Consider the following 25,805-nt stretch of genomic DNA (forward strand, 5'->3'; position numbering starts at 1 on the left):
GTGCTTGAGCTTGATCCCGGTGAGCTCGGAGAACGCCTTGGCCAGCGTCTGCGATTCGTATTCGTGGGTCGCGATGGTCTCGGAGACGATGTTGATCTCCATGCCCTTGAAGGGCTCGGCGGCCTTGGCGAACCACTCCAGCTCCTTCTTCTGGTCGTCCTTCGACAGCGTCGAGGGCTGGAATTCGGTGATCCACTTCTGGATCACGGCATCGTCGGCGGCGCGGACCGGCGCCGAGACGGCTAACGACACCGCCAGAAGCGCGGCGGCGCTGGACATCGTCATAAAACTGCTCTTGGTCAATGGACGTTTCCTTCTCCTGAACTGTCGCATGTTGTTCCTCCGTTGCAGCGACAAACTTTTATACAGACCCGGATTGCCCCCGGATCTGGCCGTCCCTTCGCCAGCTTCAGACCGTGCGGAAAATGAGCACGGCCGTCACCAGCGAAATTCCACTCGCGAGCCACAGGCGCGAGATCTCGACGCCGTCCTCGCCGATCGGCAGCGAGGCGATCGCATCGGTACCGAAGAAACCGATCCAGAGAAGGTGGATGACGGCCGCCGATATCAGCGAGATGAACAGGCGGTCGCCGCGCGTGGTCGGAATACGGAGCACGCCGACGCGCTCGGCCTCGGGATAGACCGCCGCAAGCCAGGTCATCACGGCCAGCGTGCAGGCCAGCGCGGCGAAGAAGATCGCCGTCGGCAGCGTCCAGGCCATCCATGCGATGGAGTCCATTGATGCCTCCTTACACGCGACCGAGCGCGAAGCCGCGCGCGATGTAGTTGCGGACGAACCAGATCACGAGCGCGCCCGGAATGATGGTGAGCACGCCGGCGGCGGCCAGCAGGCCCCAGTCCATGCCCGACGCCGACACCGTGCGCGTCATGATCGCGGCGATGGGCTTTGCCGACACCGAGGTCAGCGTGCGCGCGAGCAAGAGCTCGACCCAGGAGAACATGAAGCAGAAGAACGCGGCGACGCCGATGCCGCTCGCGATCAGCGGCACCAGGATCTTGATGAAGAAGCGCGGGAAGGAATAGCCGTCGAGGAAGGCGGTTTCGTCGATCTCGCGCGGCACGCCGGAGACGAAGCCTTCGAGGATCCAAACCGCCAGCGGCACGTTGAAGATGCAATGAGCGAGCGCGACGGCCCACGGCGTATCGAACAGACCGATCGCCGAATAGAGGTTGAAGAACGGCAGCGCGTAGACCGCGGCCGGCGCCATGCGGTTCGACAGCAGCCAGAAGAACAGGTGCTTGTCGCCGAGGAAGCGGTAACGCGAGAACGCGTAGGCCGCCGGCAGCGCCACCGAGATCGAGATGATGGTGTTGAGAACGACGTATTCCAGCGAATTGATGTAGCCGGAATACCAGCTTTCGTCGGTGAAGATGCGCTTGTAGTGCTGCAGCGTCGGCGTGTGCGGCCACAGCGTCATCGTCGAGACGATCTCGCTGTTGGTCTTGAAGCTCATATTGACGAGCCAGTAGATCGGCAGCAGCAAGAAGATCAGGAACAGCCCCATGATGAGGCGGCGGCCGGGAATCGAGTGCATCACACGGCTCCTTCCTGGGGCTTCCGCTCTGCGCCAGCATTGGTCATGACGGTGTAGAAGATCCAGCAGACGATCAGGATGATCAGATTGTAGACCAGCGACAGCGCCGCGGCCTTGCCGAGGTCGAACTGGCCGAGCGCAATCTTGACGAGCTCGATCGACACGAAGGTCGTGGAGTTGCCGGGTCCGCCGCCGGTAACGACGAACGGCTCGGTGTAGATCATGAAACTGTCCATGAAGCGCAGCAACACCGCGATCAGCAGCACGCGGTTCATCTTCGGCAGCTGGATTGCCTTGAACACCGCCCAGCGCGAAGCGCCGTCGATTTGCGCCGCCTGGTAATAGGCTTCGGGGATCGACTTCAGGCCGGCATAGCAGAGCAGCGCGACGAGGCTGGTCCAGTGCCAGACGTCCATCACGATGACGGTGACCCAGGCATCGATGTCGTTGGAGACGTAATTGTAGTCGATGCCGGCGGCATTGAGGGCGTAGCCGAGCAGGCCGATGTCGGGACGTCCGAAGATCTGCCAGATCGTGCCGACCACGTTCCACGGAATGAGCAGCGGCAGCGCGAGAATGACGAGGCAGGCCGCCACCGTCCAGCCCTCGCGCGGCATCGACAGTGCAACGACGATGCCGAGCGGCACCTCGATGGCGAGGATCACCAGCGAGAAGAAAAGGTTGCGGCCGAGCGAAGCCAGGAAGCGACCGCCGAGATCGGTCGAGGGATCGAGCAATTCCTTGAACCAGCCGACGCCGTTCCAGAAGAACTGGTTGTTGCCGAAGGTATCCTGCATCGAATAGTTCACCACCGTCATCAGCGGCAGCACTGCCGAGAAGGCGACGACCAGGAACACCGGCAGCACCAGGAACCAGGCTTTTTGGTTGACGGTCTTATCCATCAGGCGGCTCCCTCCACCAGAAGGCTGTCGGCATAGACGTGGACGTGGGACGGGTCGAACTTCAGTCCGGCCGTGCCGTCCGCGCTGGTGAAGCCAGCCGGCGCGCGCGCGGCAAGCTTGGCATCGCCAAGGCGTGCCCGCGCAAACCGGATGCGGCCGAGATCGTCCAGACGCTCGATCTTCGCCGTGAGCAGGCCGGGCGCTGGCGCGACCACCTCGACGAATTCGGGACGGACACCGATCTCGATCTTGGCTCCCGCTGGCAGATTGTCGTAGGCGCGGTTGAGTGCGATGACGTGGCCGCCGATGCGCGCCTCACGCCCCCTCACCTCCGCCGGCAGGATATTCATGCCGGGCGAACCGATGAAATAGCCGACGAAGGTATGCGCCGGCTTGTCGAACAGCTCGGCCGGGGTGCCGCTCTGCACGACACGGCCGTCATGCATGACGACGACGGTGTCGGCGAAGGTCAGCGCCTCGGTCTGGTCGTGGGTGACGTAGATCATCGTGAGGTCGAGCTCGCGATGCAGCGCCTTCAGCTTCGAGCGCAGCTGCCATTTCAGCTCGGGATCGATCACCGTCAGCGGCTCGTCGAACAGCACGGCGGCGACGTCCGAGCGGACGAGGCCGCGGCCGAGCGAGATCTTCTGCTTGGCGTCGGCGGTCAGGCGCGTCGCCTTGCGGTTCAGATAGGGTTCGAGATCGAGCAGGCGGCCGATCTCGGCAACGCGCTTGTCGATCTCGGCCTTCGGCACGCCGCGGTTCTTGAGCGGAAACGCCAGGTTCTGTCCGACCGTCATGGTGTCGTAGATCACCGGAAACTGGAACACCTGGGCGATGTTGCGCTTCTGGGTCGACAGCGGTGTGATGTCCGTGCCGTCGAACAGGATTTTCCCCCGCGACGGCGTGATGATGCCGGAGATGACGTTGAGCAGCGTGGTCTTGCCGCAGCCCGACGGGCCGAGCAGCGCATAGGCGCCGCCCTGCCGCCAGGTCATGGTCACGGGCTTCAGGGCAAAGCTTTCCTGCGGCGCGTCGTTGCCGCCGTAGGAATGGGCGAGATCGACGAGGTCAATGCGGGCCATGGCGCGCTCCCCTCAAGATCCGGGAGCGGCGACCAGACGGTCGGCCGCGTCGAACACGAAGACGTCATTGGGATCGAGCACGGCATCCAGCGTCTGGCCGGGCTCGAACTCGTGCACGCCGTGCAGCACCGCCACCCAGTTCGATCCGTCGCGGGTCAAATGCACGAAACTCTCCGAACCGGTGATCTCGGTCACCGTGACAGTGGCATGGAAGGCGTGACGGTCGGCCTCGCCGTTGGCGAGCGCGAGCTGATGTGCGCGGAAGCCGACGCGATAGGCGCCGTCGGCAAGGCCCGCATAAAGACCGGAGGCAGGCGACGCCGTACCGCCGGCATATTGCACCGAGCCGTTCTTCTTCTCGATGCCGACGAGGTTGAGCGGCGGATCGGAGAACACCTGCGCCACACGCAAGGTCTGCGGCCGCCGGTAGACGTTGGCGGTCTCGCCCATCTGCAGCGCCTGGCCTTCCCACATGCAGACCGTATTGCCGCCGAGCAGCAGAGCCTCGGTCGGCTCGGTGGTGGCATAGACGAAGATCGCGCCCGAAGCCTCGAAGATGCGGGGCAGCTCGGCACGCAATTCCTCACGCAGCTTGTAGTCGAGATTGGCGAGCGGCTCGTCGAGCAGCACGAGATCGGCGCCCTTGACCAGCGCCCGCGCGATCGCAGTGCGCTGCTGCTGGCCGCCGGAGAGATGGAGCGGCGTGCGCTTAAGGAACGGCTCGAGCCGCAGCAGTTTTGCGGCCTCAGCGACGCGCGCCTCGATTTCGTCGCGCGGCTTGCCCTGCACGCGCAGGGGCGAAGCGATGTTCTCGTAGACCGTGAGCGAGGGATAGTTGATGAACTGCTGGTAGACCATCGCGACCGAACGCTGGCGCACGTCGGCGCCGGTGACGTCCTTGCCGTTCACCACCACCTTGCCACTGGTCGGCTTGTCGAGGCCGGCGAGCAACCGCATGATCGATGTCTTGCCCGACAGCGTCGGTCCGAGCAGCACGTTCAGCGTGCCGCTCTCGAGCGTCAACGAGACGTCGCGGATGTGCGCGACACCCTCGACGGTCCGGGTCACGTGGTCGAGTGTCACGGTCATGCGCGTCCTCCCGCTTCCAGCAGGGGACTTTGCGACACAGCGTGGGTCCTGATCCAGTCGTCCAAGGCAGAGATCTCGTCGGCAGATAGTCGCAGGCCGAGCTTGGAGCGGCGCCAGACCACGTCCTCGGCGGTGACGGCCCATTCATTGGCCATGAGGTAGCGGAGCTCGCGCTCGGTCAGCGTCGCCCCGAAGGCCTGACCGAGATCAGCTGCCGATTTCGCATCGCCCAGCAGCTTGACGGCCCTCGTGCCGTAGGCACGCGCGAGCCGCCTTGCATGCTCGTGCGTGAGGAAGGGATAGCCGCGCTGCAGCTCGGCAATCAGCCCGTCGATGTCGGAGACACTCATGTCGCCGCCGGGCAGCGGCCATTTTCCGGTCCAGCCCTCGCGCGCCTTCGCGCTGCGAAGATAGGGCGCGAGCCGCTCCAGCGCCTCCTCGGCGAGGCGGCGATAGGTCGTGATCTTGCCGCCATAGATCGACAGCAGCGGCACGCCGCCGGGCGTATCGAGCTCGAACACGTAGTCGCGGGTGGCGGCCTTGGCTTCGCTGGCGCCGTCGTCGTAGAGCGGACGCACGCCGGAATAGGTCCAGACCACATCGTCCGGCTTCACGGGCTTGGCCAGATATTCGCTCGCGGCCGTACAGAGATATTGAATCTCTTCCGGCGTTGCCTTCACCTTGGCGGGGTCGCCGTCATAGTCGCGATCGGTGGTGCCGATCAGGGTGAAATCGTCCTGATACGGGATCACGAAAATGATGCGGCCGTCGGCATTCTGGAACATGTAGGCGCGGTCGTGGTCGTACAGCTTCCTGACCACGATGTGCGAGCCCTGCACCAGACGCACCTTGGCTTTCGCATTGACGCCGGCGCCGCGGCCGAGCACGTCCTCGACCCAGGGGCCGCCGGCATTGACCAGAGCCTTCGCCTGGATCGACGAGCGCTCCCCCGTCAGCGTGTTGACCATGTCGACGGTCCAGAGGCCGTCGGACTGCTTGATATCCGTTGCACGGGTGCGGGTGCGAATCTCGGCGCCCTTGTCGGCGGCATCGCGCGCATTGAGGACGACGAGACGAGCGTCGTCGACGAAACAGTCGGAATATTCGAAGGCGCGGCTGTAGCGATTCGGAATCAGCGGCTTGCCGACCTCGTCGCGCCTGAGATCGACCGAGCGGGTGGCGGGCAGCAGATGCCGGCCGCCGATGTGATCGTAGAGGAAGAGGCCGAGCCGCAGCAGCCAGGCGGGCCGCAGGCCAGCATGGTGCGGCAGAACGAAACGCAAGGGGCGGATGATGTGGGGCGCGATGCCCCAGAGAATCTCGCGCTCGATCAACGCCTCGCGGACCAGCCGAAACTCGTAATATTCGAGATAGCGCAGGCCGCCATGCACCAACTTGGTCGACCAGGATGAGGTCCCGCTCGCCAGATCGTTCATTTCACACAGGAAAACGGTATTGCCGCGGCCCACCGCGTCACGCGCGATACCGCAACCGTTAACACCGCCTCCGATGATGGCGAGGTCGAAAATACGCTCCAACAGACGCATCCCCCGACGGCCGCCCGTTCCTTCGTGCGGCTACTTTCGTTTTTGATTAGATCACACCAAAAAACGAAAGCAAGATGAAAGATAGGCGAAAGGAAGTGAAAGAGGAACTTTTTGGGGAGCAGCTCGATGAGGAAACGAGCAGTTCAGCCGGCAATTTGAGAGGCAATGCGTCGGTTGAATAGTCTGCTCAGTAGAGATATAGTCATAATAGTCATATTGGTTTTACGCATGCCCGATCGCAATGTTGCACCTGATACGCTTCCCGCTGATGACACCTGGACGCTGGCCAACGCGAAGGCGCGGCTATCCGAGGTGATCGATCGCGCTCAAGCCGGCCCGCAGGTGATCACCCGGCACGGCAAACCCAATGCCGTGGTGGTCTCCGCCGAGGAATGGGCGCGCAAGACCGCACGCAGAGGCACGTTGGCTGAATTCCTGTTGGCCTCGCCGTTGCGCGGCGCTGAGCTCGAGCTAGAGCGGGTGCGCGACGCGCCACGCGATGAGATGCCGTGAACCTGCTGCTCGACACCAACGTGCTGTCCGAGGTCCAGCGGCCGACGCCCTCACCACAGGTCTTGGCGTGGCTTCATACGATCGACGAAGATCGTGCGTTCATCAGTGTTGCGTCGATCGCGGAGCTTCGTCGCGGCATCGCATTGCTGGAAAATGGCCGCCGTCGCACGGCGCTGGCCGCATGGCTTGAGCATGATCTCCCGGCGCGGTTTGCCGAACGTGTCTTGCCGATAGACCACGCGGTGGCGGAGCGCTGGGGCGACCTGATGGCCCAAAGCCGCAGGAGCGGCACCCCATTGTCTGTGATGGACGGGTTCTTTGCGGCGACCGCCCTCGCGCATGGCCTCACGCTCGTCACACGCAATGTGAAGGATTTTGCGGCGTGTGGTGTCGCGTTGCTCAACCCATGGGACGACGCTTGAGCCCTATCGCAGCCGCACCACCGGTGTGGCTTCCGGTGCTGCATCCTGGCTATCTGCCGGCGCGTCATCGTCTCCATCCCCCTTTGGCATCGCCGCCATCACCTCGATGCCCTTGCTGTGACAGATCGTGGCGAGGCGCTCGGGCAGCTCCTGGTCGGTGACGAAGGTCTGGATCTGGGTGATGTGGGCGATGCGGACCGGTGCGCTGCGGCGCAGCTTGGTGGAATCAGCGACCAGCATGACGGTGCGGGCATTGGCGATGATGGCCTGCGCGACCTGCACCTCGCGGTAATCGAAGTCGAGCAACGCGCCCTCTTCGTCGATCGCGGAGGCGCCGATGATGGCGTAGTCGACCTTGAACTGGCCAATCAGCTGCGTCGCGGTCGAGCCGACCACCGCGCCGTCGGCGCGCCGAACCGTGCCGCCGGCGACCACCACCTCGATGCGGGGATGACGGTAGAGCAGCATCGCGACGTTGAGATTGTTGGTGATGACGAGGAGATCCTCGTGCGAGGTCAGTGCGCTCGCGACCTCCTCGGTCGTGGTGCCGATGTTGATGAAGAGCGAACAGCCGTTCGGGATCAGGGATGCGGCGGCAGCTCCGATCGCCTTCTTCTCGTCGGCGGCGACGAAGCGCCTCGCCTCATAGGCGAGGTTTTCGACCCCGGAGGCGATGATGGCGCCGCCATGGATGCGGGTGAGCGACCTCCGCTCGCAGAGGTCGTTGAGATCCTTGCGGATGGTCTGCGCGGAGACTTCGAAGCGGCGCGCGAGCTCCTCGACCATGACCCGGCCCGAGGCCCGCGCGATGTTGAGGATTTCGGCTTGGCGATGGGTCAGTCCGGTCACGGCAAAGGCCTCAAATCAGGAGGACGCATGGTGCGGCGGTTCGCGTCTTCGGTCAATGCGCGCGCCGATCACGGTTAACGGATGGGCGCGCTCACCAGGCCATGGCGGCGGCCAGGCGCGTGAGCAGGTCCGGATCGTCGAACGCGCTTGCAGAGCCGACGGCGCCGGCACCGATCAGATCGTCATGGCTGAGGCTGGTCCGGATTCCGATCGTCGGAATGCCGGCGGCGGCGGCCGACTGCACGCCGGAGCGCGAATCCTCGAAAGCGACCGAGGCCGCAGCACTGCCGCCGACGAAGCGCAGCCCCTCCTGATACGGCAGCGGGTGCGGTTTGCCGTAAGCCAGCTCGTCGCCGATCACGATCGCCTTGAACCGTTCGGTGATGCCGAGCCCCGCCAGCAGCAGCTCGGCGTTGAGACGCGGCGCGTTGGTCACGGCGACCATGGGAACGCCGGCCGCATCCGCGCGGTCGAGCAGCGCCATCAGCCCCGGCAACGGCTCGATCTGCCCGGCCACGAGCGTTCGGAAAACCGCTTCTTTCTCGTCGAGGATCTCGGCACGCCGCGCCGGCGTTTCGTCGGGCAAAAAGCGCTCGCCGATCGAGACATTGGCGAAGCCCTGCAGCTCCCTGGAGAAGCGCGCGTGGTCGAACACATGGCCACGGGGACCCAGCACCTGGTTGAAGGCCTTGAGATGCAACGGGTCGGTGTTGGCGAGCGTGCCGTCGATGTCGAACAACAAGGCCCTGCCGATTGCCTGGATCATTTCCCTACTTTCCCAAATCCGCGATGCATCAATGCGAAAGACGTATCAATACGGTCTCTCACGCGCAATGACGCATGAACATGACGACAATGCGCCACTCGACAAAGTCGTGCGCGGCTGCAACACTCATTGCAAGATCAAAAAGGAGGAAACGATGATCAACCGACGCGACCTGGCCCTTTCGACTCTGGCTGTCTCCGCGCTTGCGCTCTCTGCACCGGCGCTTGCCGCCTCGGCAGACGAAGAGGCGGTGGCGAAAAAGGTCGAGGCCTTCCGCCTCGCCCAGATCGCGGCCGATCCCAAGGCGCTCGGCGCGCTGTGCTGGGACGATCTGAGCTACAGCCACTCCAGCGGCAAGGTCGAGGACAAGGCGACCTTCATCACCAACGCCACCGACGGCAAATCAAAATTCCTGTCGATCGACTACAAGGACCCGACCATCAAGGTCGTCGGCCCCGCCGCGATCGTGCGCTTCCACTGGGTCGCGGAACAGGAGATGGCGGCCGATGGGAAGAAAGTGCCGACCAATCTTCACATCCTGATGAACTGGCAGAAGCAGGGCGACGAGTGGAAGCTGCTGTCGCGGGCCGCGACCAAGCTGTGATGCACCTGCTCGCCCTCTCCCCTTGTGGAAGAGGGCGGCTCACCGCGATAGCGGCGAGACGGGTGAGGGGTCGCCATCCTCACAATCAGTTTCGCCAGCGGAGACAACCCCTCGTCCGGCGCTTCGCGCCACCTTCTCCCACGACGGGAGAAGGAAGAGGCAGATGGAGCATATGATGACACTGAATCGCGATCATGCTGCCACGACGGACCACGAGGCGGTGGCAAAGAACGTCGAGGCATTTCGCCTCGCCCAGATCGCGGCCGATCCGAAGGCGCTCGGCGAATTGTGCGCGGACGATCTGAGCTACAGCCATTCCAACGGCTTCCTCGAGGACAAGGCGGCCTTCATCGCCAACGCCACCGACGGCAAGACCGAATTCCTGTCGATTGCCTACAAGGACCCGACCATCAAGATCGTCGGTCCCGCCGCGGTCGTGCGCTTCCACTGGATGGCCGAGATGATGACCGGCGGGCAGAAAGTGGCAAACAGCCTTCACATCCTGATGAACTGGCTGAAGCAGGGCGACGAGTGGAAGCTGCTGTCGCGCTCCGCGACGAAATTGTGATCAACGATTTCAGTCCGGGACGCGCCGAAAAGGGCGGGCCCGGAATCCATCACGCTGCAGAAATTGCCGACTAGCGGAATCCGGGCTCGCGCTCTGCGCGCCCCGGAATGACGGCGCTTATGCCGCTTCCTTCACATCGCCGTTGACCAGCTTGCGCGCAGCACGTTCGGCTTCGCGGGCGTTGCGAAAGAGCTGGCCTTCGAGGCGATTGAACTGGTGGGATGAGGCGAAAAAGCAGTAGCCCCCGTGGCCGCGGACGACGATGCCCGCGGTCTGTGAATTCACTTCGATGATGTAGCTGTCCGGCATGGCCCGTAGATTCCTCAGTGCGGGCAAATAACGGCATCTCTGCCCAAAGGTTCCTGAGGGCAAATCAACCGGTTTCCACCCCGAATCGACGTGCAATTGAGTACGCCCGGACCAAATCCGTTTTATGACCCGTTCTTGGCAAACCCGCGACGCGTTGACCCATCAGCGCCGCGTTTCATGGGCCGCAAGATTACGTGAGATGAGACGGAGCGCCGCGCGCGATTACGTCGCAATGGGCGCGGCGGTGGAACGAACTTCCTGCGGGCGGCCGTGCTCGTCGATCGAGACATAGGTGAAGTTGCCGTCGGTGACGAGAAACGGGTGCTCCTCCCCGCGACGCAGCGCCCACGCTTCCAGATGCACGGTGAGCGAGGTGCGGCCCACCCGCACGAGATTGGCGTAGACCGACACGAGATCGCCGACATAGACCGCTTTGCGAAAATTCATCGCCTCGATCGCGACCGTCACGGTCCGCGACTTCGCGACCTTCGAGGCAAACACACCGCCGCCGACATCCATCTGGCTCAGCAGCCAGCCGCCGAAGATGTCACCGTTGGCGTTGGTGTCGGCGGGCATCGCCAGCGTGCGGATGCAGAGATCGCCGCTCGGCCCGGGGCCGCTGACAGGGGTGTGGACGTGCGTGCCGGTCATATCGTTGATCTCCCGCGACTCTGGGCTCTGGATACAAAGCCGCGGCGCCTTGCGCAACGTCGACACGAGAAAAGCCTGCGCTATCCGATCGGCCGCGGCGAGGCGACGACGATTCCCCCATCGCCCAGTTTGCGTTGCCACTCCGCATCGTCGGCCCGCGGGGCGCGTCCGGTCGTTGCCGTGACCAGCCATTCCAGCCTGCTCCAGAGCCGGAGGCGGTCGCACGGATAATTGGCCCAGCCGCTGATGACACAATAGCGGATGGTGTGGTCACGGTGATGACACCAATGATGCTCGGGCGAGCAAACCAGATGCAGCCGTTGCGCCATGCGCAGGGGCAGCGGGCGGACCTGCCGGTGCGCGAGATTGTGAAAGCTCATGCCGAACAGCATGCAGGTCGCAATCACGAACCAGACGATCATCAGCGCATAGGTGAGCGCGGAAACCGGAAACAGCGTCGTGACGGCGGACGCAACTCCGACCACCGCCGCGCTCGGCGCCGCACCGAGCGAGGCCTGGTCGAGGAATCCGTAGAGCAGGACGTGGCTGGGGTGGCTGTGATGCTCGCGCGTGATTGCGATGCCGCGGCCGAGCATTTCCTCGTCGAGCCAGGTGTCGACCACCCAATGCACCAGCCCCGAAAAAAGGTCGGCGAGGAAATATCCTGCCAGCAGCGCCATGATCCACCACGGCCAACGCAATCCAACCGCGGGGTAATTCCCGACGAGATAGCCTGCGCAGCCCAGGATCACGACGGCATTGGCCCCGCAGCACAGCCGCGTGATGAGGATCTCGCGCAAGGTCGCGTGCTTGAAGAACGGGATCGTCGGCATCGGCGATGCTCCCCACGGGCTGCACCACCCATGATAGCATCTTTTGCCGACGGCCCCTATCGCAGACTGTCCCAGCCCGCATCCGGCGCGAAACGTTCGCCGAATCGATCGGCGAGCCCGCGCAGGGTGGACACGACATTCTCCACGCCGCGCGTACGCGCATAGTTGAGCGGGCCGCCGCGGAAGGGGGCATAGCCCGTGCCGAAGATCATGGCGCCATCGACCGCATCAGGATCGTCGACAATGCCTTCACGAAGCGCAGCGACGCAGACGTTCGACATCGGCAACACCAGGCGATCGATCATCTGGTCGGTGACGCGCGGGCCGGTCTCGGGCAGCGGCGCCTTCTCCGCCTTGCCGTCCTTCCAGGCATAAAAGCCCTTCCCGCTCTTGCGGCCGAGCTCGCCCTTGGCAACCTTGTCGCGCAGCCAGGCCGGGGTCGGCGGCAGCAGGTCGCCGAACTTGGTGCGCAGCATGTCGCCGACGTCGAGGCAGATGTCGAGCCCGACCTGGTCGGCGAGCTCGATCGGCCCCATCGGCATGCCGAACTGCTCGGCCGCCGCGTCGATCAGGCGCTGGTCGATCTTCTCGTCCAGCATCACCATGGCTTCGAGCATGTAGGGCGTCAGCGCGCGGTTGACGAGGAAGCCGGGCGAGCTCTTCACAGCCAGCGGCAGGCGGTCGATCGCACCGACGAAAGCGAGCGCGTCCTTCAGCACCTGCTGGTGGTTGCCGTCATGACTGACGATTTCGACCAATTGCAGCCGCGACACCGGATTGAAGAAATGCAGGCCGACCAGCCGCTCCGGTCGCGCCAGCGTGGTGCGCAGATCCTGTAGCGGGATGCCCGACGTGTTGGTCGCAAGGATCGCACCCGGCTTCATCCGCGGCTCGATCCCGGCATAGACCTTCTGCTTGAGATCCAGCTTTTCCGGCACCGCCTCGATGACGAGGTCGGCGTTGCGGACACCCTCGCCGTCCATATCCGGGATCAGGCGATCGAGCGCGTCGCGCACTTCGGTCGGCTTGCGGATGATCTTGCCAAAGAGCTCGGCAGCGCGTTTCACTGCGCCGGCGATCGGCTCGGCCTTCATGTCGGCGAGCGAGACACGCAGCCCCTGCCCCGCACACCAGGCCGCGATATCGCCGCCCATGGCGCCGGCGCCGATGACGTGGACATGCTTGATGGTGTTGCCCGAGCCTGCGGCTTTCTTCATCTGCTCGCGCAGGAAGAAGACGCGGATCAGGTTCTGTGCGGTCGGCGTCACCATCAGCTTGGCGAACGAGGCCTGCTCGGCCTTCAGCATCGCGGCCTTGCTGCCGCCATGGGCCTCCCAGAGATCGATCAGCGCGTAGGGCGCGGGATAGTGCTGGCGCGATGCAGCCTTTGCCGCCTCCGAGCGCATGCGCTTGGCAAGCAGCCCGCGCACGGGGCCAAAATTGGCCGCGCGCGTCAGGAGGCCCGGACGCGCCCGCTTCAGCCGACCGAACAGCGCATCCTTCACCGCACCGCTGACATGGCGCTCCTGGGTGACGGCATCGACGAGGCCGAGCGACTTGGCGCGGCGTGCATCGATGGTGCGGCCGGTCAGCATCAAAGCCATCGACTGGGTGGGATTGACCAGCGCGGTGAAGCGCGCGGTGCCGCCGAGGCCGGGATGCAGACCGAGCATCACCTCCGGGAAGCCGAAGCGCGCACCATCGATGGCGATGCGCGATTGGCAGGCCAGCGCAACCTCGAGCCCACCGCCGAGGCAGAAGCCGTGGATCACCGCGACGGTCGGCAGCTTCAATGCCTCCAGATGGTCGACGACCGCATGCGCGGCGCGGATGCGCGTCTCCACCATGTCGGGATCGAACACGCCGCGGAATTCGTTGACATCGGCGCCCGCGATGAAACCGGATGGCTTTGCGGAGCGGATCACGAGGCCGGCCGGACGCTCGGTCTCGATCGCCGCGAGCACGGCATCGAACTCCTCCATCACGTCGGAGGACAGCGTGTTGGCGCTGGCATCGGCGCGGTCGAACAGCAGCCAGGCGACGCCGTCTTCGTCGCGCGTCAGCTTGAAGTGCCTGTACGGACCGTCCGTCGCGGGCTTGGGTCCGAGCTCGAGGACACGGTCGCCGAGCGCGGTCATGATCCTGGACTGCATGGTCACACCGCCTCGATCAGCATGGCGCCGCCGAGCCCGCCGCCGATGCACTCGGTGGCAACGCCCCGTCGCGTGCCGAGCCGCTTCATCGCATTGACGAGATGCAGCACGATACGGTTGCCGGAGGTGCCGACGGGATGGCCGAGTGAGATGGCGCCGCCGTCGACATTGAGTTTTTCTCGGTCGATCTCGCCGGCCGCCCCCTCGAGGCCCAGTATCTCGCGACAGAATTTGTCGTCGTTCCAGGCGGCCAGACAGCCGAGCACCTGCGTCGCAAAAGCCTCGTTCAGCTCCCAGGTCTCGACGTCTTGAACCGAGAGGCCGTTACGCTGGAGCAGCGGCGTCGCCGACATCACGGGGCCGAGCCCCATGATGCTGGGATCGAGCGCGGCCCAGTGGCTGTCGACGATCGCGGCTTTCGGCGTGAGCCTGTGCTTCGCGACCGCGGCGTCGGAGGCCAGGATCACCCAGGACGCGCCGTCGGTGATCTGCGAGGAATTGCCGGCGGTGACCTGGCCCCAGGGGCGCTCGAACACTGGCTTCAGCTTTGCCAGAGTCTCCGCCGTGGAGTCCGGCCGCACGCCGTCGTCATGGTCGAAGAACTTGCCGTCGCGGGAGAAGGCGGTCTCGACCTCGCCCTTGAGAAAGCCCGCGCCTTGCGCATGCGCGAGCCGGCGATGGCTTTCGGCGGCATAGGCGTCCGCCTGCGCGCGGGTGATACCAAAGAGATGGCCGACGACCTCGGCGGTCTGGCCCATGTTCAGATCGGTGACGGGGTCGGTCAACCCGCGCTCGAGACCGATGATCGGCTTGAGATCGCGCGGACGCAGCTTGAGCGCGGCGGCGAGCTTTGCGGCCACGCCCTTGGCGGAGGCAAGGCCTGCGAACCAGCGCACCCCCGAATTCGGCCAGACCAGCGGCGCATGGCTCAAGGCCTCGGTGCCGCCGGCCAGGATCATGTCGGCATGGCCTTCGCGGATGTAGCGATAGGCGGTGTCGATCGATTGCATGCCCGAGCCGCAATTGATCTGCACGGTGAAGGCGACCATGTCCTCGCCCATGCCGAGCCGGAGCGCGGCGACGCGGGCCGGGTTCATCTCGTCGGCGATGACGTTGACGCAGCCGAGGATGACCTGGTCGAACTCGGTGGCTGAAAACGGCTGGCGCGCCAGCAGCGGCCGGCCGCATTGCACGGCAAGATCGACCGGCGTGAACGGTCCCGGCCCCGAACGCGCTTTCAGGAACGGCGTCCGGCTGCCGTCGATGATGAATACCGGTCGTGCCATCAGCTCGCCGCCCTCTGTTCGCCGAGTTCCTGGAAGAACTGATGCACGTCGCCGGTTTTCTTGTAAATCGGCGACAGCGCCTCCGGCGCAAAATCGTCGACCTCGATCACCTTTGCGACGGCTTCGCGGGCCGCGGCGAGCTGCTCACCCTCGGCCTGCGTGATCACGCCCTTGGCGACCGCCTCCTTCCAGTCGCTGATGTGCGCGGCACGCATGCGCTTGGCGATCGCGTCCGTAGCCGTAACCAGCTTGAAGGCGTGCTCCAGCCGGGCAAAGCCGCCGTCGTCATCGACGTAGGCCAGATCCGGCGTGAGACGCTCGCGCGCCGCCGACGGCTCAAGCACCAGGCTCGCGCATTGGTGCACGACCCGGTCGGAGGGGCCGAGCACGCGCGCGCCGAACGGCTGAACCACGAGCTTGAGCAAGCCAGCGACGAAGCGGTTCGGCAGGTTGGCGAGGATTTCGGCGAACCGGTTCTCGATCGTCCGGAAGCCGGTCGCCATGCACCATTCGAGCGCCGCAAAATCCTCCTTCTGCCGGCCCTCGTCCTGCCAGCGTTTCAGCGCAGCCGAGAGCAGGTACAGTTCGGAGAGAATGTCGCCGAACCGCGCCGACAGCATTTCCTTGCGCTTGAGCGCGCCGCCGAGCGTGAGCAGCGCCATGTCGGCGCAGAGCGCAAAGGCCGCCGAGTAGCGCGAGAGTTGGCGGTAGAATGGCGTGGCATCGCCGGCGTCCGGCGCCATTGCAAAGGCGCCAAAGGTCCAGCTTTGGCCGAAGGCGCGGAACAGGGTGCGGAAGCTGTGGCCGACATGTTTCCAGAACGCCTTGTCGAAGGCGGCGAGCCCGCGCTCGCGATCGGTGTCGGCGAGCGCGTTCATCTCGTCGAGCAGATAAGGATGCGCACGGATCGCACCCTGCCCGAACACGATGAGATTGCGGGTGAGGATGTTGGCGCCTTCCACCGTGATGCCGACGGGAACGGCGCGATGCAGATTGCCGAGATAGTTCTGCGGGCCGTCGATCACCGCCTTGCCGCCATGAATGTCCATGGCGTCGTCGACCGCGGTGCGCATCCGCTCGGTCGCGTGCAGCTTCATGATACCGGAAATGACGGCGGGGTGAACGCCGGCATTCAGCGCCGCGCAGGTCAGCCGGCGCGCCGCATCGAGCTGATAGGCGGTCGCAACGATGCGCGCGAGCGGCTCCTCGACGCCTTCGAACTTGGAGATGGAGATGCCGAACTGCTCGCGGATGCGCGCATAGGCGCCGGTGGTGCGCGCCGCGTAGGCGGCACCCGCCGCCGACAGCGACGGCAGCGAGATGCCGCGGCCGGCGGCGAGCGCGGTCATCAGCATCTTCCAGCCCTGCCCGAGGCGTTCCTTGCCGCCGATGACGTAGTCGAGCGGAATGAAGACGTCGCGCCCCCAATTGGGGCCGTTCTGGAACACCTGCATCGACGGCAGATGGCGCTGGCCGATCGCGACGCCGGGCAGATCGGTCGGGATCAGCGCGACGGTGATGCCGAGCTCGTCGTCGGGACCGAGGAGGTGATCGGGATCATAGGCCTTGAAGGCAAGGCCAAGCAGCGTCGCAACCGGGCCGAGCGTGATGTAGCGCTTGTGCCAGTTGAGGCGGAGGCCGATGACCTCGCGGCCCTCGAAGGTGCCCTTGCAGATGACGCCGGTGTCGACCATCGAGGCTGCATCGGAGCCGGCCTCTGGGCTGGTGAGACCGAAGCAGGGAATGTCGCGGCCATCGGCGAGGCGGGGCAGCCAGCGCTCCTGCTGCTCCTTCGTGCCAAAGCGCATCAGGAGCTCGCCGGGCCCGAGCGAATTCGGCACCATCACGGTGACGGCCGCGGCGATCGAGCGGGTCGAGATCTTGCGCACCACTTCAGAGTGCGCATAGGGCGAGAAGCCGAGGCCGCCGAACTCCTTCGGAATGATCATGCCGAAGAACTTTTCGCGCTTGACGAAATGCCAGACGTCGTGCGGCAGGTCGCGCCATTCCCAAAAGATCTTCCACTCGTCGAGCATGGCGCAGAGCTGGTCGACGGGGCCGTCGAGGAAGGCCTGCTCCTCCTCGGTCAATTTGGCCGGCGCGATTTTCAGCAGCTTCGACCAGTCGGGGTTACCGGTGAAGAGGTCGGCGTCCCACCAGACGTCGCCCGCCTCCAGCGCCTCGCGCTCGGTGTCGGACATCGCCGGCAGCACGCCGCGGGCCCAGGAGAAGATCGGCTTTGTCAGGGTGTCGCGGCGGAAGCTCATGGCTGACCTCATGCATCGGCGCGGTTGTCGGGCATTTTAGCGGAAGTGGCCGGGGGTGCGTGAACGTTTCGGCTGCAAAATTGACGCGGCCGGGCGGCCGCCCCCGAGACCATAACGGCCGGGTCGTGCTGGCAGTTCCGGGAGGGGGAAATTGGTCGCGCCAACCCCTCACTGTCATTCCGGGGCATGCGAAGCATGAGCCCGGAATCCATCGTGCGGCGGCGTTGGTCGATGAATGGATTCCGGGCTCGCGCCTGACGGCGCGCCCCGGAATGACAGCGGAGAGATCGGAGGCGGCCTAATCCGGCCGGACCATCTCGAACATGTTTTCCGGCTTGATCTCGAAATAGTCGCCGCGGCGGCCGGCGCGGACGATCGGGCGGGCGGCGGCGGTCTGGTAGACGCCATCCTTGATCATGGCCTTGTCGATGTGCACGGCGACGACCTCCCCGAGTGTGAGCCAGGCATCGGCCTCCTTGCCGTCGGCGCCCTTGAGACGGACGATGTCGGACACCTTGCACTCGAAGGCGACCGGGCTTTCGCCGACGCGCGGCACGTTGACGAGCTTGCCGGGCACGGCCGTCAGGCCCGCAAGCTTGAATTCGTCGACCTCGGGCGCGACGTGCGCGGCGGTCGCGTTCATGTGCTTTGCGAGGTCCATCGTGGCGAGATTCCAGACGAACTCGCCGGTCTGCTGGATGTTCGCGACCGTGTCCTTCCAGTTGGTGGAGGAAAAGCCGATGATCGGCGGCACGTAGCAGAACGCATTGAAGAAGCTGTAGGGCGCCAGATTGACGTGGCCCTTGGTGTCGCGGGAGGAGATCCAGCCGATCGGGCGCGGCGCGATGATGGCGTTGAAGGGATCGTGCTTGAGGCCATGGCCCTTGGAGGGCTCGTAGAAGTACAGGTCTTTGTCGGTCACGCGGGGGTCTTTCCTCATCCTGGTAGCCCGGATGGAGCGAAGCGTGATCCGGGGCCGCGGGCACAACGCTGATCCATCCCGGATTGCGCTACGCTCCATCCGGGCTACGTCGGCCTGCTTATAGGAGAAATTCCCCGCCCGTCAGTGGCGCGGCGACAGACCGGCGATGACGAAATCGATCATCTGGTCGATGGTCGGGCCCGGCTTGGTGGCGCACTGGGCGATCATCTGGGGGTGGAAGAAGCGCATCATCGCGGTGCAGGCGCACAGCGAGGCCAACTGGAGGTCCCTCGCCTCGAACTCGCCGGAGGCCACGCCCTGGGCGATCATCTGGCCGACAACGCCGGCGATGCACTCCATATGGTTGACGCAGACCTGCCAATCCTCCTGCATCGCGATCTCGACCATCTCGTGCAACTTGTTGTCGCCGACATAGCGCTCGGTGTTCATGCGGTGGATGGTGGTGAGCAGCTCGCGGAAGCGCTCCGGCACCGGACCGGGCCGCGCCACGATCCGCTGCGCCTCGAGCTCGACCTCGCCCATCAAGCCCCGCGCCACCGCCTGGTGGATCGCCTTCTTCGATTCGAAGAAGCGATACACGTTGGCGGGGCTCATCCTGAGCTCCTTGGCGATGTCGCCGACCGTCGTCTTCTGGTAGCCGATCTGGCGGAACAACCGCTCGGCCACCTCGAGGATCCGATCCCGGGTGTCGACTTCGATATGTTCCGAAATAAGGGCCATCAGTCAGGACTCGCTGGTCAGCAGTCTTCTCATCTATTCAGCCGCTTCGGCAAGCGGAATTGCGCGCTGGTCATCGCTCCCATGCTGCGGCGCGGCAGGCTGCTCGGGGGTACCGGCCTCGTCCAGGCTCTTCCTGAACCACAGGGCATAGAGACCCGGCAGGTACAGCAGCGTCAGGAAGGTCGCGACGAACAGGCCTCCCATGATCGTGATCGCCATCGGGCCCCAGAAGGCCGAGCGCGACAGCGGAATCATGGCGAGGATGGCTGCGAGCGCCGTCAGCACGACGGGGCGGGCGCGGCGGACGGTGGCCTCCACGATCGCCTCGCGCCGGGTCAGGCCGTGGGAGACGTCGGTCTCGATCTGGTCGACCAGGATGACGGTGTTGCGCATGATCATGCCGGCAAGCGCGATCAGGCCGAGCAGCGCCACGAAGCCGAACGGGGCATTGGCGACGTTGAGCCCCAGCGAGGCGCCGACGATGCCGAGCGGCGCGGTCAGGAACACCAGGATCAGGCGCGAGAAGCTCTGCAGCTGGATCATCAGCAGCGTCAGCATCACCATGACCATCACCGGGAAGAGGATGAAGATGGAGGCATTGCCCTTGGCCGATTCCTCGAAGGCGCCGCCCGCCTCGATCCGGTAGGCCGGCTCGAGGTGATCCTTGATCGCCTTCAGCTTCGGCGTGATCTGATTGGTCACGTCAGGCGCCTGCACGCCGTCGACGACGTCGGAGCGCACGGTGATGGCCATGTCGCGGTTACGCCGCCACATGATCGGCTCCTCATGCGCATACTCGATCTTGGCGATCTGCTGCAGCGGCACGGCAACGCCGTTGCGCGTGGTGATGGTGAGGTCGCCGACGCCGCCGAGATCGAGACGCTCGGACGGGATCGCGCGGGCGACCACACTGACCTTCTCGATGCCGTCGCGCACGGTCGTGACCTGCGAGCCCGAGATCAGCATCGCGAGCGCCTGTGAGACGTCCTGCGGGGTCAGGCCCATGGCACGGGCGCGGTCCTGATCGACGACGAGCTTGAGGTAAGGCGACTGCTCGTTCCAGTCGAGCTGGACGTCCTTGACGCTCTTGTTCTGCCGCATCACGTCGCGGACCTGGTAGGCGATCTCGCGCACCGTGTTGGCATCGGGGCCGATCACGCGGAACTGGACGGGGAAGCCGACCGGCGGACCGAAGTTGAAGCGGTCGACGCGAACGCGCGCCTCGGACAGCATGCCTTGGGCCACCGCGTTCTCGATCTTGGCCTTGACCCGTTCGCGCCCCTCGACGCCCTTGGCGACGATGACGATCTCGGCAAAAGCCTCGTTCGGCAGTTGCGGATTGAGGCCGAGCCAGAAGCGCGGCGAGCCCTGGCCGACATAGGACGTGTAGGTCTCGATGTCCTTGTCGTCCTTGAGCAGCGTCTCGGCCTGCTTCACCGCCTTTTCGGTGACGTTGAAGGCGGTGCCCTCCGGCAGGCGCAGCTGGAAGAACAGCTCGGGCCGCTCCGAGAGCGGGAAGAACTGCTGCTGGACATGGCCGAACCCGACGATCGAGGCGACGAAGACGCCGACGGTCGCGGCCACCACGGTGATGCGGTGGTTGACGCACCATTGCACGATGGCGCGCAGGCCCCGGTACATGCGGGTCTCGTAGACTGCATGCGGATCGTGATTGTGATGCGCCTTCATCTCCGGCAGCAGCTTGACGCCGATATAGGGCGTGAAGATCACCGCCACGAACCAGGAGGCGACCAGCGCGATCGCCACGATCCAGAAGATGCTGCCGGCATATTCGCCGACCGCGGAATTGGCAAAGCCGATGGGGAGGAAGCCAGCGGCCGTGACCAGCGTTCCCGTGAGCATCGGAAACGCAGTCGATTCCCAGGCAAAGGACGCCGCCCGCATGCGGTCCCAGCCCTGCTCCATCTTCACCACCATCATCTCGACCGCGATGATGGCGTCGTCGACGAGCAGGCCGAGCGCGATGATCAGCGCGCCGAGCGTGATGCGGTGCAGGTCGAGCGACATCGTGTTCATGACGATGAAGACGATGCCCAGCACCAGCGGCACCGACAGCGCGACCACGATGCCGGTGCGCCAGCCCAGCGCCAGGAACGAGACGAACAGCACGATGACGAGCGCTTCCATGAAGGAGTGCACGAACTCGCCGACGGCGTGCTCGACCACCTTGGGCTGGTCGGCGATCAGCCTGACGTCGATGCCCTGCGGCACGGCCTTCATGAACTCGGCCGTGGCCTTCTCGACCTCCTTGCCGAGCTCGAGGATGTTGGCGCCCTTGGCGGTGACGACGCCGATGCCGATGGCGGCCTTGCCTTCCTGGCGAACGACGAAGCTCGGCGGATCGACATAGCCGTGGGTAACCGTGGCGATGTCCCCCAAGCGGAAGACGCGACCGTTGCTCTCGACCGGCGTTTCGGCGACCGCCTTGGCGCCGTCGAGCGCGCCGGTGACGCGCAGCGGCACGCGCTGCGAGGAGGTCTCGACCGTGCCGGCCGGCGTCACGTTGTTCTGCTTGGCCAGCGAATCGAACAGCGCCTGCGGCGTAATGCCGAGGGTGGCGAGCTTGGCGTGACTGAACTCGACGAAGATGCGCTCGTCCTGGTTGCCGTAGACGTCGACCTTGGTCACGCCCGGCACCTTCAACAGGCGCTGGCGGAAGCCTTCGGAGACCTTCTTGAGCTGGGCATAATCGGCGCCGTCGCCGGTCATCATGTAGAGGATGGAATCGACGTCGGAGAACTCGTCGTTGACGACGGGCCCGAGAATGCCCGACGGCAACTGGCCCTGCACGTCGACCAGCTTCTTGCGCAGGAGATAGAAGAGATAGGGCACGTCCTTCGGCGGGGTGTTGTCGCGGAAGGTGACCTGGAGCGCGGTGAAGGCGGGCTTGGAGTAGGTCTGCACTTTCTCGAAATAGGGCAGCTCCTGGATCTTCTTCTCGATGGGGTCGGCGACCTGGGTCTGCATCTCCTGCGCGGTCGCGCCGGGCCAAATCACGGAGACGTTCACCACCTTCACGGTGAAGAAAGGGTCCTCGGCGCGGCCGAGCTTCTCGTAAGAGAAGAAGCCGGCGACGCCGAGGATGAGCATCAGGAAGAGAACCAGCGTCGGATGGCTGACGGCCCAGGCCGAAAGGTTGAAGCGCTTCATCGCTCTCTCCGAAAGACGATCCAGTTGCAATAACGTCAGCCGCTCAATTCAAACCGTCGTCGCGAGGCAGCGAAGCAATCCAGGGGGCTGGGCAGGTTCTGGATCGCTTCGCCGCTTCAGCCTTTGCTTAGGGACAAAGGCCGAAACTCACCTCACACGACGTAACTTACTTCTCTCGTCATTCCGGGGTGGTCCGAAGGACCAGACCCGGAATCTCGAGATTCCGGGTTCGGTGCTGCGCACCGCCCCAGAATGACAAGGAACTAAAACGACAGTGACGACACGATCCGCACCCGCTGGCCCGGATCGAGCTTCTGCACGCCGAGGGCGACGATCTTGGCGCCCTCCTCCACGCCGCCGGTGATGACGACGTCGTTGCTCTCGTAGGATTTCACCGCCACCGGCCTCAAAGTGAGCGCGCCGTTGTCGTCGACGACGTAGAAGGACGGCTTGCCGCCTTCGTTGAACAGCGCCGACAGCGGCAGTCGCGCGACACGCTCGGTCGCGGCATCCGACAGCGTCAGCGTCGCGGTCATGCCGAGCGCGACCTTGTCGTCGGCTTCAGGCAGCGAGAACTTTGCGAGATAGGTGCGCGTGGCGGAATCCGCGGTGGGCGCGATCTCGCGGAGCCTGGCCGCATATTTCTTGCCCGGCTCGGACCAAAGAGTGACGCTGGCGACGCCCGACTTGGCGCGTCCGACCAGCGTCTCAGGGATCGCGACGACCGCTTCCTTTTCGGCAAAGCGGGCGACGCGGATCGAGGCCTGGCCCGCGGCGACCACCTGGCCGGGCTCGATCAGCGTTGCGGTGACGACGCCACGGGCGTCGGCGTTGAGCGTCGCGTAGGAAAGGGAATTCTTGCTGAGCTCGAGCGCGCGCTCGGCGCGGTTCAGGCGCGCGCGAGCCTCGTCGGCGGAGGCGCGGCTCGAATCCATCTGGGCGTCCGTGGTCCAGCCCTTGGCCTTGAGATCCTTGGCGCGCTGCTCGGCGGCGGCAGCCTGCGCCAGCACGCCGGTCGCGGCGGTCTGCTCGGCAGCGGCCTGCTCGGCCTGCAGCTTCAAATCGACCTCGTCGAGGGTCGCGAGCGGCTGGCCGATCTCGACGGTCTGACCAACCTCGACCAGGCGCTTTGCGACCTTGCCGGCGACACGGAAGCCGAGGTCACTTTCGATCCGGGGCCGGATGGTGCCGACGAAGCTGCGCTCGGGCGTCTCGGCATCATAATGCGCGGTCGCGACCAGAACCGGCCGCGGCGGCTCGGCCTTTTCAGCGACGGTGTCATTGCATCCAGCCAGGCTGGCGGCCATCAGGGCCAGCGACACGCCTGCCAACAGCCTGGAATAGCTCGACAAAACGGACCGGACGAACATCGAAGGACACTCCTGGATCTCCAATGAGAGGAATGTCGACTAATCACTGATAAAAGTCAATAATCGTCAGTCATCAGGAAAGCGTGATCGTTAAGGGGTGGTGAGGATCGGGAGGATGATTGCGAGCAAGGTGCGATCGTAGGGGCGGAGGCTGCGGCCCCGGGTCCGGCGGCTTGGCGAGATCCCCTAGGCGGGCAAGGGCGCGCTACCGCCGTGCCCGCGATCTATTGGTGGGCATGCTGCGCTTTTGCCCCACCCTCGGGGACCGTTCGCCTCCTCGGTTCTAGTGCCCCTGCCCGGCAAACTCGTGCTTGCTGTCGTGGCCGCCGATGAACACCAGGATGCCGGCGAGCAGCGGCAGCACAGCGAGCACCAGGAGGCCGGTCGAGGTCTGCCCCGTCGCTTCCTTGACCCAGCCGATCAAATATGGCCCGCCGAAGCCCGCGAGGTTGCCGATCGAGTTGATCAAGGCGATGCCACCGGCCGCCGCGGTGCCGGAAAGCCACGCGGTCGGCAGGGTCCAGAACACGCCGAAGCAGCAGAACACGCCGATCGCGGCCACGGTCAGAACGACCATCGTCAGGGTCGGATCGGTCAGGTAGCTGGAGACGGCGAGCGCGACGGCGGTGAGCAGCAGCGGCGCGCCGACATGCTTCACCCGCTCGCGCGTCGCATCCGAATGCCGCGCCCACAGGATCATCGCGATGGTGCCGAACAGATACGGGATCGCCGTGACGAAGCCGGTCTGGGCATTGGTGAGGCCGAACGTCTTGACGATCTGCGGCAGCCAGAACTGCATGCCATAGAGCGCGCCGACGAAGCCGAAATAGATCAGGCTGAGCGCGATCACCTTGGGCGAGGACAGCGCTTCGCCGAGCGAGAAATGCTTCACCGCCTGCTTCGCCGCGATCTCCGAATCGAGCTTGGCCTTGAGCCAGGCCTTTTGCTCGGCCGAGAGCCAGTCCGCCTTCTCAGGCTTGTCGGTGAGATAGAACCAGGTGACGATGCCGAGCAGGACCGAGGGGATGCCCTCGATGATGAACAGCCACTGCCAGCCCCTCAGGCCCATCATGCCGTCGAGCCCGAGCAGAAGGCCCGAGATCGGCGCCCCGATCACGGTCGAGACCGGCACCGCGATGGCGAAGGCCGCAAGGAAACGGGCGCGATATTCGGCCGGATACCAGTAGGTGAGATAGAGGATGATGCCGGGAAAGAAACCGGCCTCGGCGACACCGAGCAGGAAGCGCAGGACGTAAAAGCTGGTGACGCCGCTGACCATCGCCATCAGCGCGGAGATGATGCCCCAGGTCACCATGATGCGGGCGATCCAGCGGCTGGCGCCGAACTTTTCCAGCGCCAGATTGCTCGGCACCTCGAAAATGAAATAGCCGATGAAGAAGATGCCGGCGCCCCAGGAGAAGATCAGCGGGGTGAACTTCAGCTCCGCGTTCATGGTCAGCGCGGCGAAACCGAGATTGACGCGGTCGAGATAGGAGAAGAAGTAGGCCAGCACCAGGAAGGGAATCAGGCGCCAGGAGATGGCGCGGATGGTCGAGGTCTCGATCTCACTCTTGGCGGCGCCGGCGGAACCGGCATAGGTGGTGGTCTGGCTCATGGCTTCCCCCGGGTTGTTGTTCTTGTGGGCTGATGGCGGTTTTGAGCATCGCGAGCGAAGAGTCAATGGAGCGAGCAATGCACGGGACGCAGCCGGACCAAGCCATTGCACCGCTCCGGACATCCCTGCTGCGCGCCGCCCTCGCGCTGATCGTCATTGGCTGCGGACTGTCCCTGCGCTGGTACGGCTTTCCGCTTGGGCTGCCTGCGTTCGTCGTGAAATACGGCGGTTCGCTGCTCTGGGCGACCATGGTGCTTCTGCTGGTCGGGACCTTGCTGCCGCGGCTGACGCGAAGCCAGCTTGCGGCCATCGCGATGCTGATCGCGGCGGCGGTCGAGTTCTCCCGGCTGGTGCATGCGCCCGGGCTCGATGCATTCAGGCTGACGACGGCCGGCGCGCTGCTGCTCGGGCGGATCTTCTCGCTGTGGAATCTGGTGGCCTACACGGCGGGAATTGCGTTCGGCGCGTGCATCGATCGGCTCGCCGTGACGCACGCTCACGCAGGGTGGGCAAAGGCGCCCTAGCGCCGCGCCCACGTCTTCCGATCAATAGACATGACGTGGGCACGCTACGCTTTGCCCACCCT

General features: G+C 65.0%; 23 protein-coding genes and 2 pseudogenes. 5 read left to right on the top strand and 20 right to left on the bottom strand.

Annotated features, from left to right (window positions below; all coding sequences use genetic code 11):
* From CO669_RS34235 to glpD, 7 genes and pseudogenes are all read right to left on the bottom strand, one after another.
* Window positions 1-279, bottom strand: a pseudogene (locus CO669_RS34235) (carbohydrate ABC transporter substrate-binding protein); the annotation flags it as partial.
* A gap of 130 nt (window positions 280-409) precedes the next feature.
* Window positions 410-739, bottom strand: coding sequence for a DUF2160 domain-containing protein (locus CO669_RS34240; RefSeq protein WP_097666932.1), 330 nt, complete (start codon window positions 737-739; stop codon window positions 410-412).
* A gap of 10 nt (window positions 740-749) precedes the next feature.
* Window positions 750-1,556: a carbohydrate ABC transporter permease gene (locus CO669_RS34245; RefSeq protein WP_097666933.1), complete on the bottom strand. Its 807-nt coding sequence runs from the start codon at window positions 1,554-1,556 to the stop codon at window positions 750-752.
* Complete coding sequence (locus CO669_RS34250; RefSeq protein WP_097666935.1) at window positions 1,556-2,458, bottom strand: carbohydrate ABC transporter permease; 903 nt, start codon at window positions 2,456-2,458, stop codon at window positions 1,556-1,558. The genes CO669_RS34245 and CO669_RS34250 overlap by 1 nt, the downstream gene beginning before the upstream one ends.
* Window positions 2,458-3,543, bottom strand: a complete 1,086-nt coding sequence (locus tag CO669_RS34255) for an ABC transporter ATP-binding protein (protein WP_097666936.1) — start codon at window positions 3,541-3,543, stop codon at window positions 2,458-2,460. Before CO669_RS34255 ends, CO669_RS34250 begins: the two co-directional genes overlap by 1 nt.
* A gap of 12 nt (window positions 3,544-3,555) precedes the next feature.
* On the bottom strand, window positions 3,556-4,632 hold the full coding sequence (locus CO669_RS34260) for an ABC transporter ATP-binding protein (protein WP_097666937.1): 1,077 nt from the start codon (window positions 4,630-4,632) through the stop codon (window positions 3,556-3,558).
* Window positions 4,629-6,179 carry a glycerol-3-phosphate dehydrogenase gene (gene glpD, locus CO669_RS34265; RefSeq protein WP_097666938.1) on the bottom strand — a complete coding sequence of 517 codons (1,551 nt, stop codon included), beginning with the start codon at window positions 6,177-6,179 and terminating at the stop codon, window positions 4,629-4,631. Before glpD ends, CO669_RS34260 begins: the two co-directional genes overlap by 4 nt.
* A 228-nt stretch (window positions 6,180-6,407) precedes the next feature.
* Between glpD and CO669_RS34270 the strand changes: the two genes are divergently transcribed.
* Entirely contained in the window at window positions 6,408-6,692 is a 285-nt protein-coding gene (locus CO669_RS34270) for a type II toxin-antitoxin system Phd/YefM family antitoxin (RefSeq protein WP_097666940.1), read from the top strand.
* Window positions 6,689-7,114, top strand: coding sequence for a type II toxin-antitoxin system VapC family toxin (locus CO669_RS34275; protein ID WP_097666941.1), 426 nt, complete (start codon window positions 6,689-6,691; stop codon window positions 7,112-7,114). Before CO669_RS34270 ends, CO669_RS34275 begins: the two co-directional genes overlap by 4 nt.
* Before the next feature lie 3 nt (window positions 7,115-7,117).
* Here the strand turns inward: CO669_RS34275 and CO669_RS34280 are convergent, their stop codons facing one another.
* Window positions 7,118-7,963: a DeoR/GlpR family DNA-binding transcription regulator gene (locus CO669_RS34280; RefSeq protein ID WP_097666943.1), complete on the bottom strand. Its 846-nt coding sequence runs from the start codon at window positions 7,961-7,963 to the stop codon at window positions 7,118-7,120.
* Window positions 7,964-8,054: 91 nt separating this feature from the next.
* Window positions 8,055-8,729 (bottom strand): HAD family hydrolase, encoded by a 675-nt coding sequence (locus CO669_RS34285; protein WP_097666945.1) that lies wholly within the window; start codon window positions 8,727-8,729, stop codon window positions 8,055-8,057.
* Window positions 8,730-8,883: 154 nt separating this feature from the next.
* Between CO669_RS34285 and CO669_RS34290 the strand changes: the two genes are divergently transcribed.
* Both CO669_RS34290 and CO669_RS34295 read left to right on the top strand, forming a co-directional pair.
* Entirely contained in the window at window positions 8,884-9,333 is a 450-nt protein-coding gene (locus CO669_RS34290; protein WP_097666985.1) for a nuclear transport factor 2 family protein, read from the top strand.
* A 163-nt stretch (window positions 9,334-9,496) separates the two neighbouring features.
* On the top strand, window positions 9,497-9,901 hold the full coding sequence (locus tag CO669_RS34295) for a nuclear transport factor 2 family protein (protein ID WP_502694552.1): 405 nt from the start codon (window positions 9,497-9,499) through the stop codon (window positions 9,899-9,901).
* Between the two features lie 117 nt (window positions 9,902-10,018).
* Here the strand turns inward: CO669_RS34295 and CO669_RS34300 are convergent, their stop codons facing one another.
* The 11 genes and pseudogenes from CO669_RS34300 to CO669_RS34355 form a co-directional block, all read right to left on the bottom strand.
* Window positions 10,019-10,210 (bottom strand): hypothetical protein, encoded by a 192-nt coding sequence (locus tag CO669_RS34300; protein ID WP_097666947.1) that lies wholly within the window; start codon window positions 10,208-10,210, stop codon window positions 10,019-10,021.
* A 222-nt stretch (window positions 10,211-10,432) separates the two neighbouring features.
* The gene (locus tag CO669_RS34305; RefSeq protein WP_097666949.1) at window positions 10,433-10,861 is read right to left on the bottom strand and encodes an acyl-CoA thioesterase; all 429 of its coding nucleotides are present in this window, start codon (window positions 10,859-10,861) and stop codon (window positions 10,433-10,435) included.
* Between the two features lie 209 nt (window positions 10,862-11,070).
* Window positions 11,071-11,694 (bottom strand): annotated as a pseudogene (locus CO669_RS34310) (fatty acid desaturase CarF family protein); the annotation flags it as partial.
* Between the two features lie 56 nt (window positions 11,695-11,750).
* A complete protein-coding gene (locus CO669_RS34315) occupies window positions 11,751-13,847 on the bottom strand; it encodes a 3-hydroxyacyl-CoA dehydrogenase NAD-binding domain-containing protein (RefSeq protein ID WP_198964409.1) in 2,097 nt (698 codons plus the stop codon).
* 2 nt (window positions 13,848-13,849) lie between these two features.
* The gene (locus CO669_RS34320; RefSeq protein WP_097666955.1) at window positions 13,850-15,133 is read right to left on the bottom strand and encodes an acetyl-CoA C-acetyltransferase; all 1,284 of its coding nucleotides are present in this window, start codon (window positions 15,131-15,133) and stop codon (window positions 13,850-13,852) included.
* The gene (locus CO669_RS34325; protein WP_198964410.1) at window positions 15,133-17,400 is read right to left on the bottom strand and encodes an acyl-CoA dehydrogenase; all 2,268 of its coding nucleotides are present in this window, start codon (window positions 17,398-17,400) and stop codon (window positions 15,133-15,135) included. The genes CO669_RS34320 and CO669_RS34325 overlap by 1 nt, the downstream gene beginning before the upstream one ends.
* 298 nt (window positions 17,401-17,698) lie before the next feature.
* Complete coding sequence (locus CO669_RS34330; protein ID WP_097666989.1) at window positions 17,699-18,322, bottom strand: flavin reductase family protein; 624 nt, start codon at window positions 18,320-18,322, stop codon at window positions 17,699-17,701.
* 141 nt (window positions 18,323-18,463) lie between these two features.
* A complete protein-coding gene (locus CO669_RS34335) occupies window positions 18,464-19,063 on the bottom strand; it encodes a TetR/AcrR family transcriptional regulator (RefSeq protein ID WP_097666959.1) in 600 nt (199 codons plus the stop codon).
* Between the two features lie 33 nt (window positions 19,064-19,096).
* On the bottom strand, window positions 19,097-22,234 hold the full coding sequence (locus CO669_RS34340; protein ID WP_097666961.1) for an efflux RND transporter permease subunit: 3,138 nt from the start codon (window positions 22,232-22,234) through the stop codon (window positions 19,097-19,099).
* A gap of 263 nt (window positions 22,235-22,497) precedes the next feature.
* The gene (locus CO669_RS34350) at window positions 22,498-23,604 is read right to left on the bottom strand and encodes an efflux RND transporter periplasmic adaptor subunit (protein ID WP_097666963.1); all 1,107 of its coding nucleotides are present in this window, start codon (window positions 23,602-23,604) and stop codon (window positions 22,498-22,500) included.
* A 283-nt stretch (window positions 23,605-23,887) separates the two neighbouring features.
* Window positions 23,888-25,219 (bottom strand): MFS transporter, encoded by a 1,332-nt coding sequence (locus tag CO669_RS34355; RefSeq protein WP_097666965.1) that lies wholly within the window; start codon window positions 25,217-25,219, stop codon window positions 23,888-23,890.
* 77 nt (window positions 25,220-25,296) lie between these two features.
* Between CO669_RS34355 and CO669_RS34360 the strand changes: the two genes are divergently transcribed.
* Window positions 25,297-25,743 (top strand): ribosomal maturation YjgA family protein, encoded by a 447-nt coding sequence (locus CO669_RS34360; RefSeq protein ID WP_198964411.1) that lies wholly within the window; start codon window positions 25,297-25,299, stop codon window positions 25,741-25,743.
* The last annotated feature ends 62 nt before the right edge of the window (window positions 25,744-25,805 follow it).

The sequence above is a fragment of the Bradyrhizobium sp. Y36 genome, from assembly GCF_002531575.1.
In the GTDB taxonomy this organism is placed as follows: Bacteria; Pseudomonadota; Alphaproteobacteria; order Rhizobiales; family Xanthobacteraceae; genus Bradyrhizobium.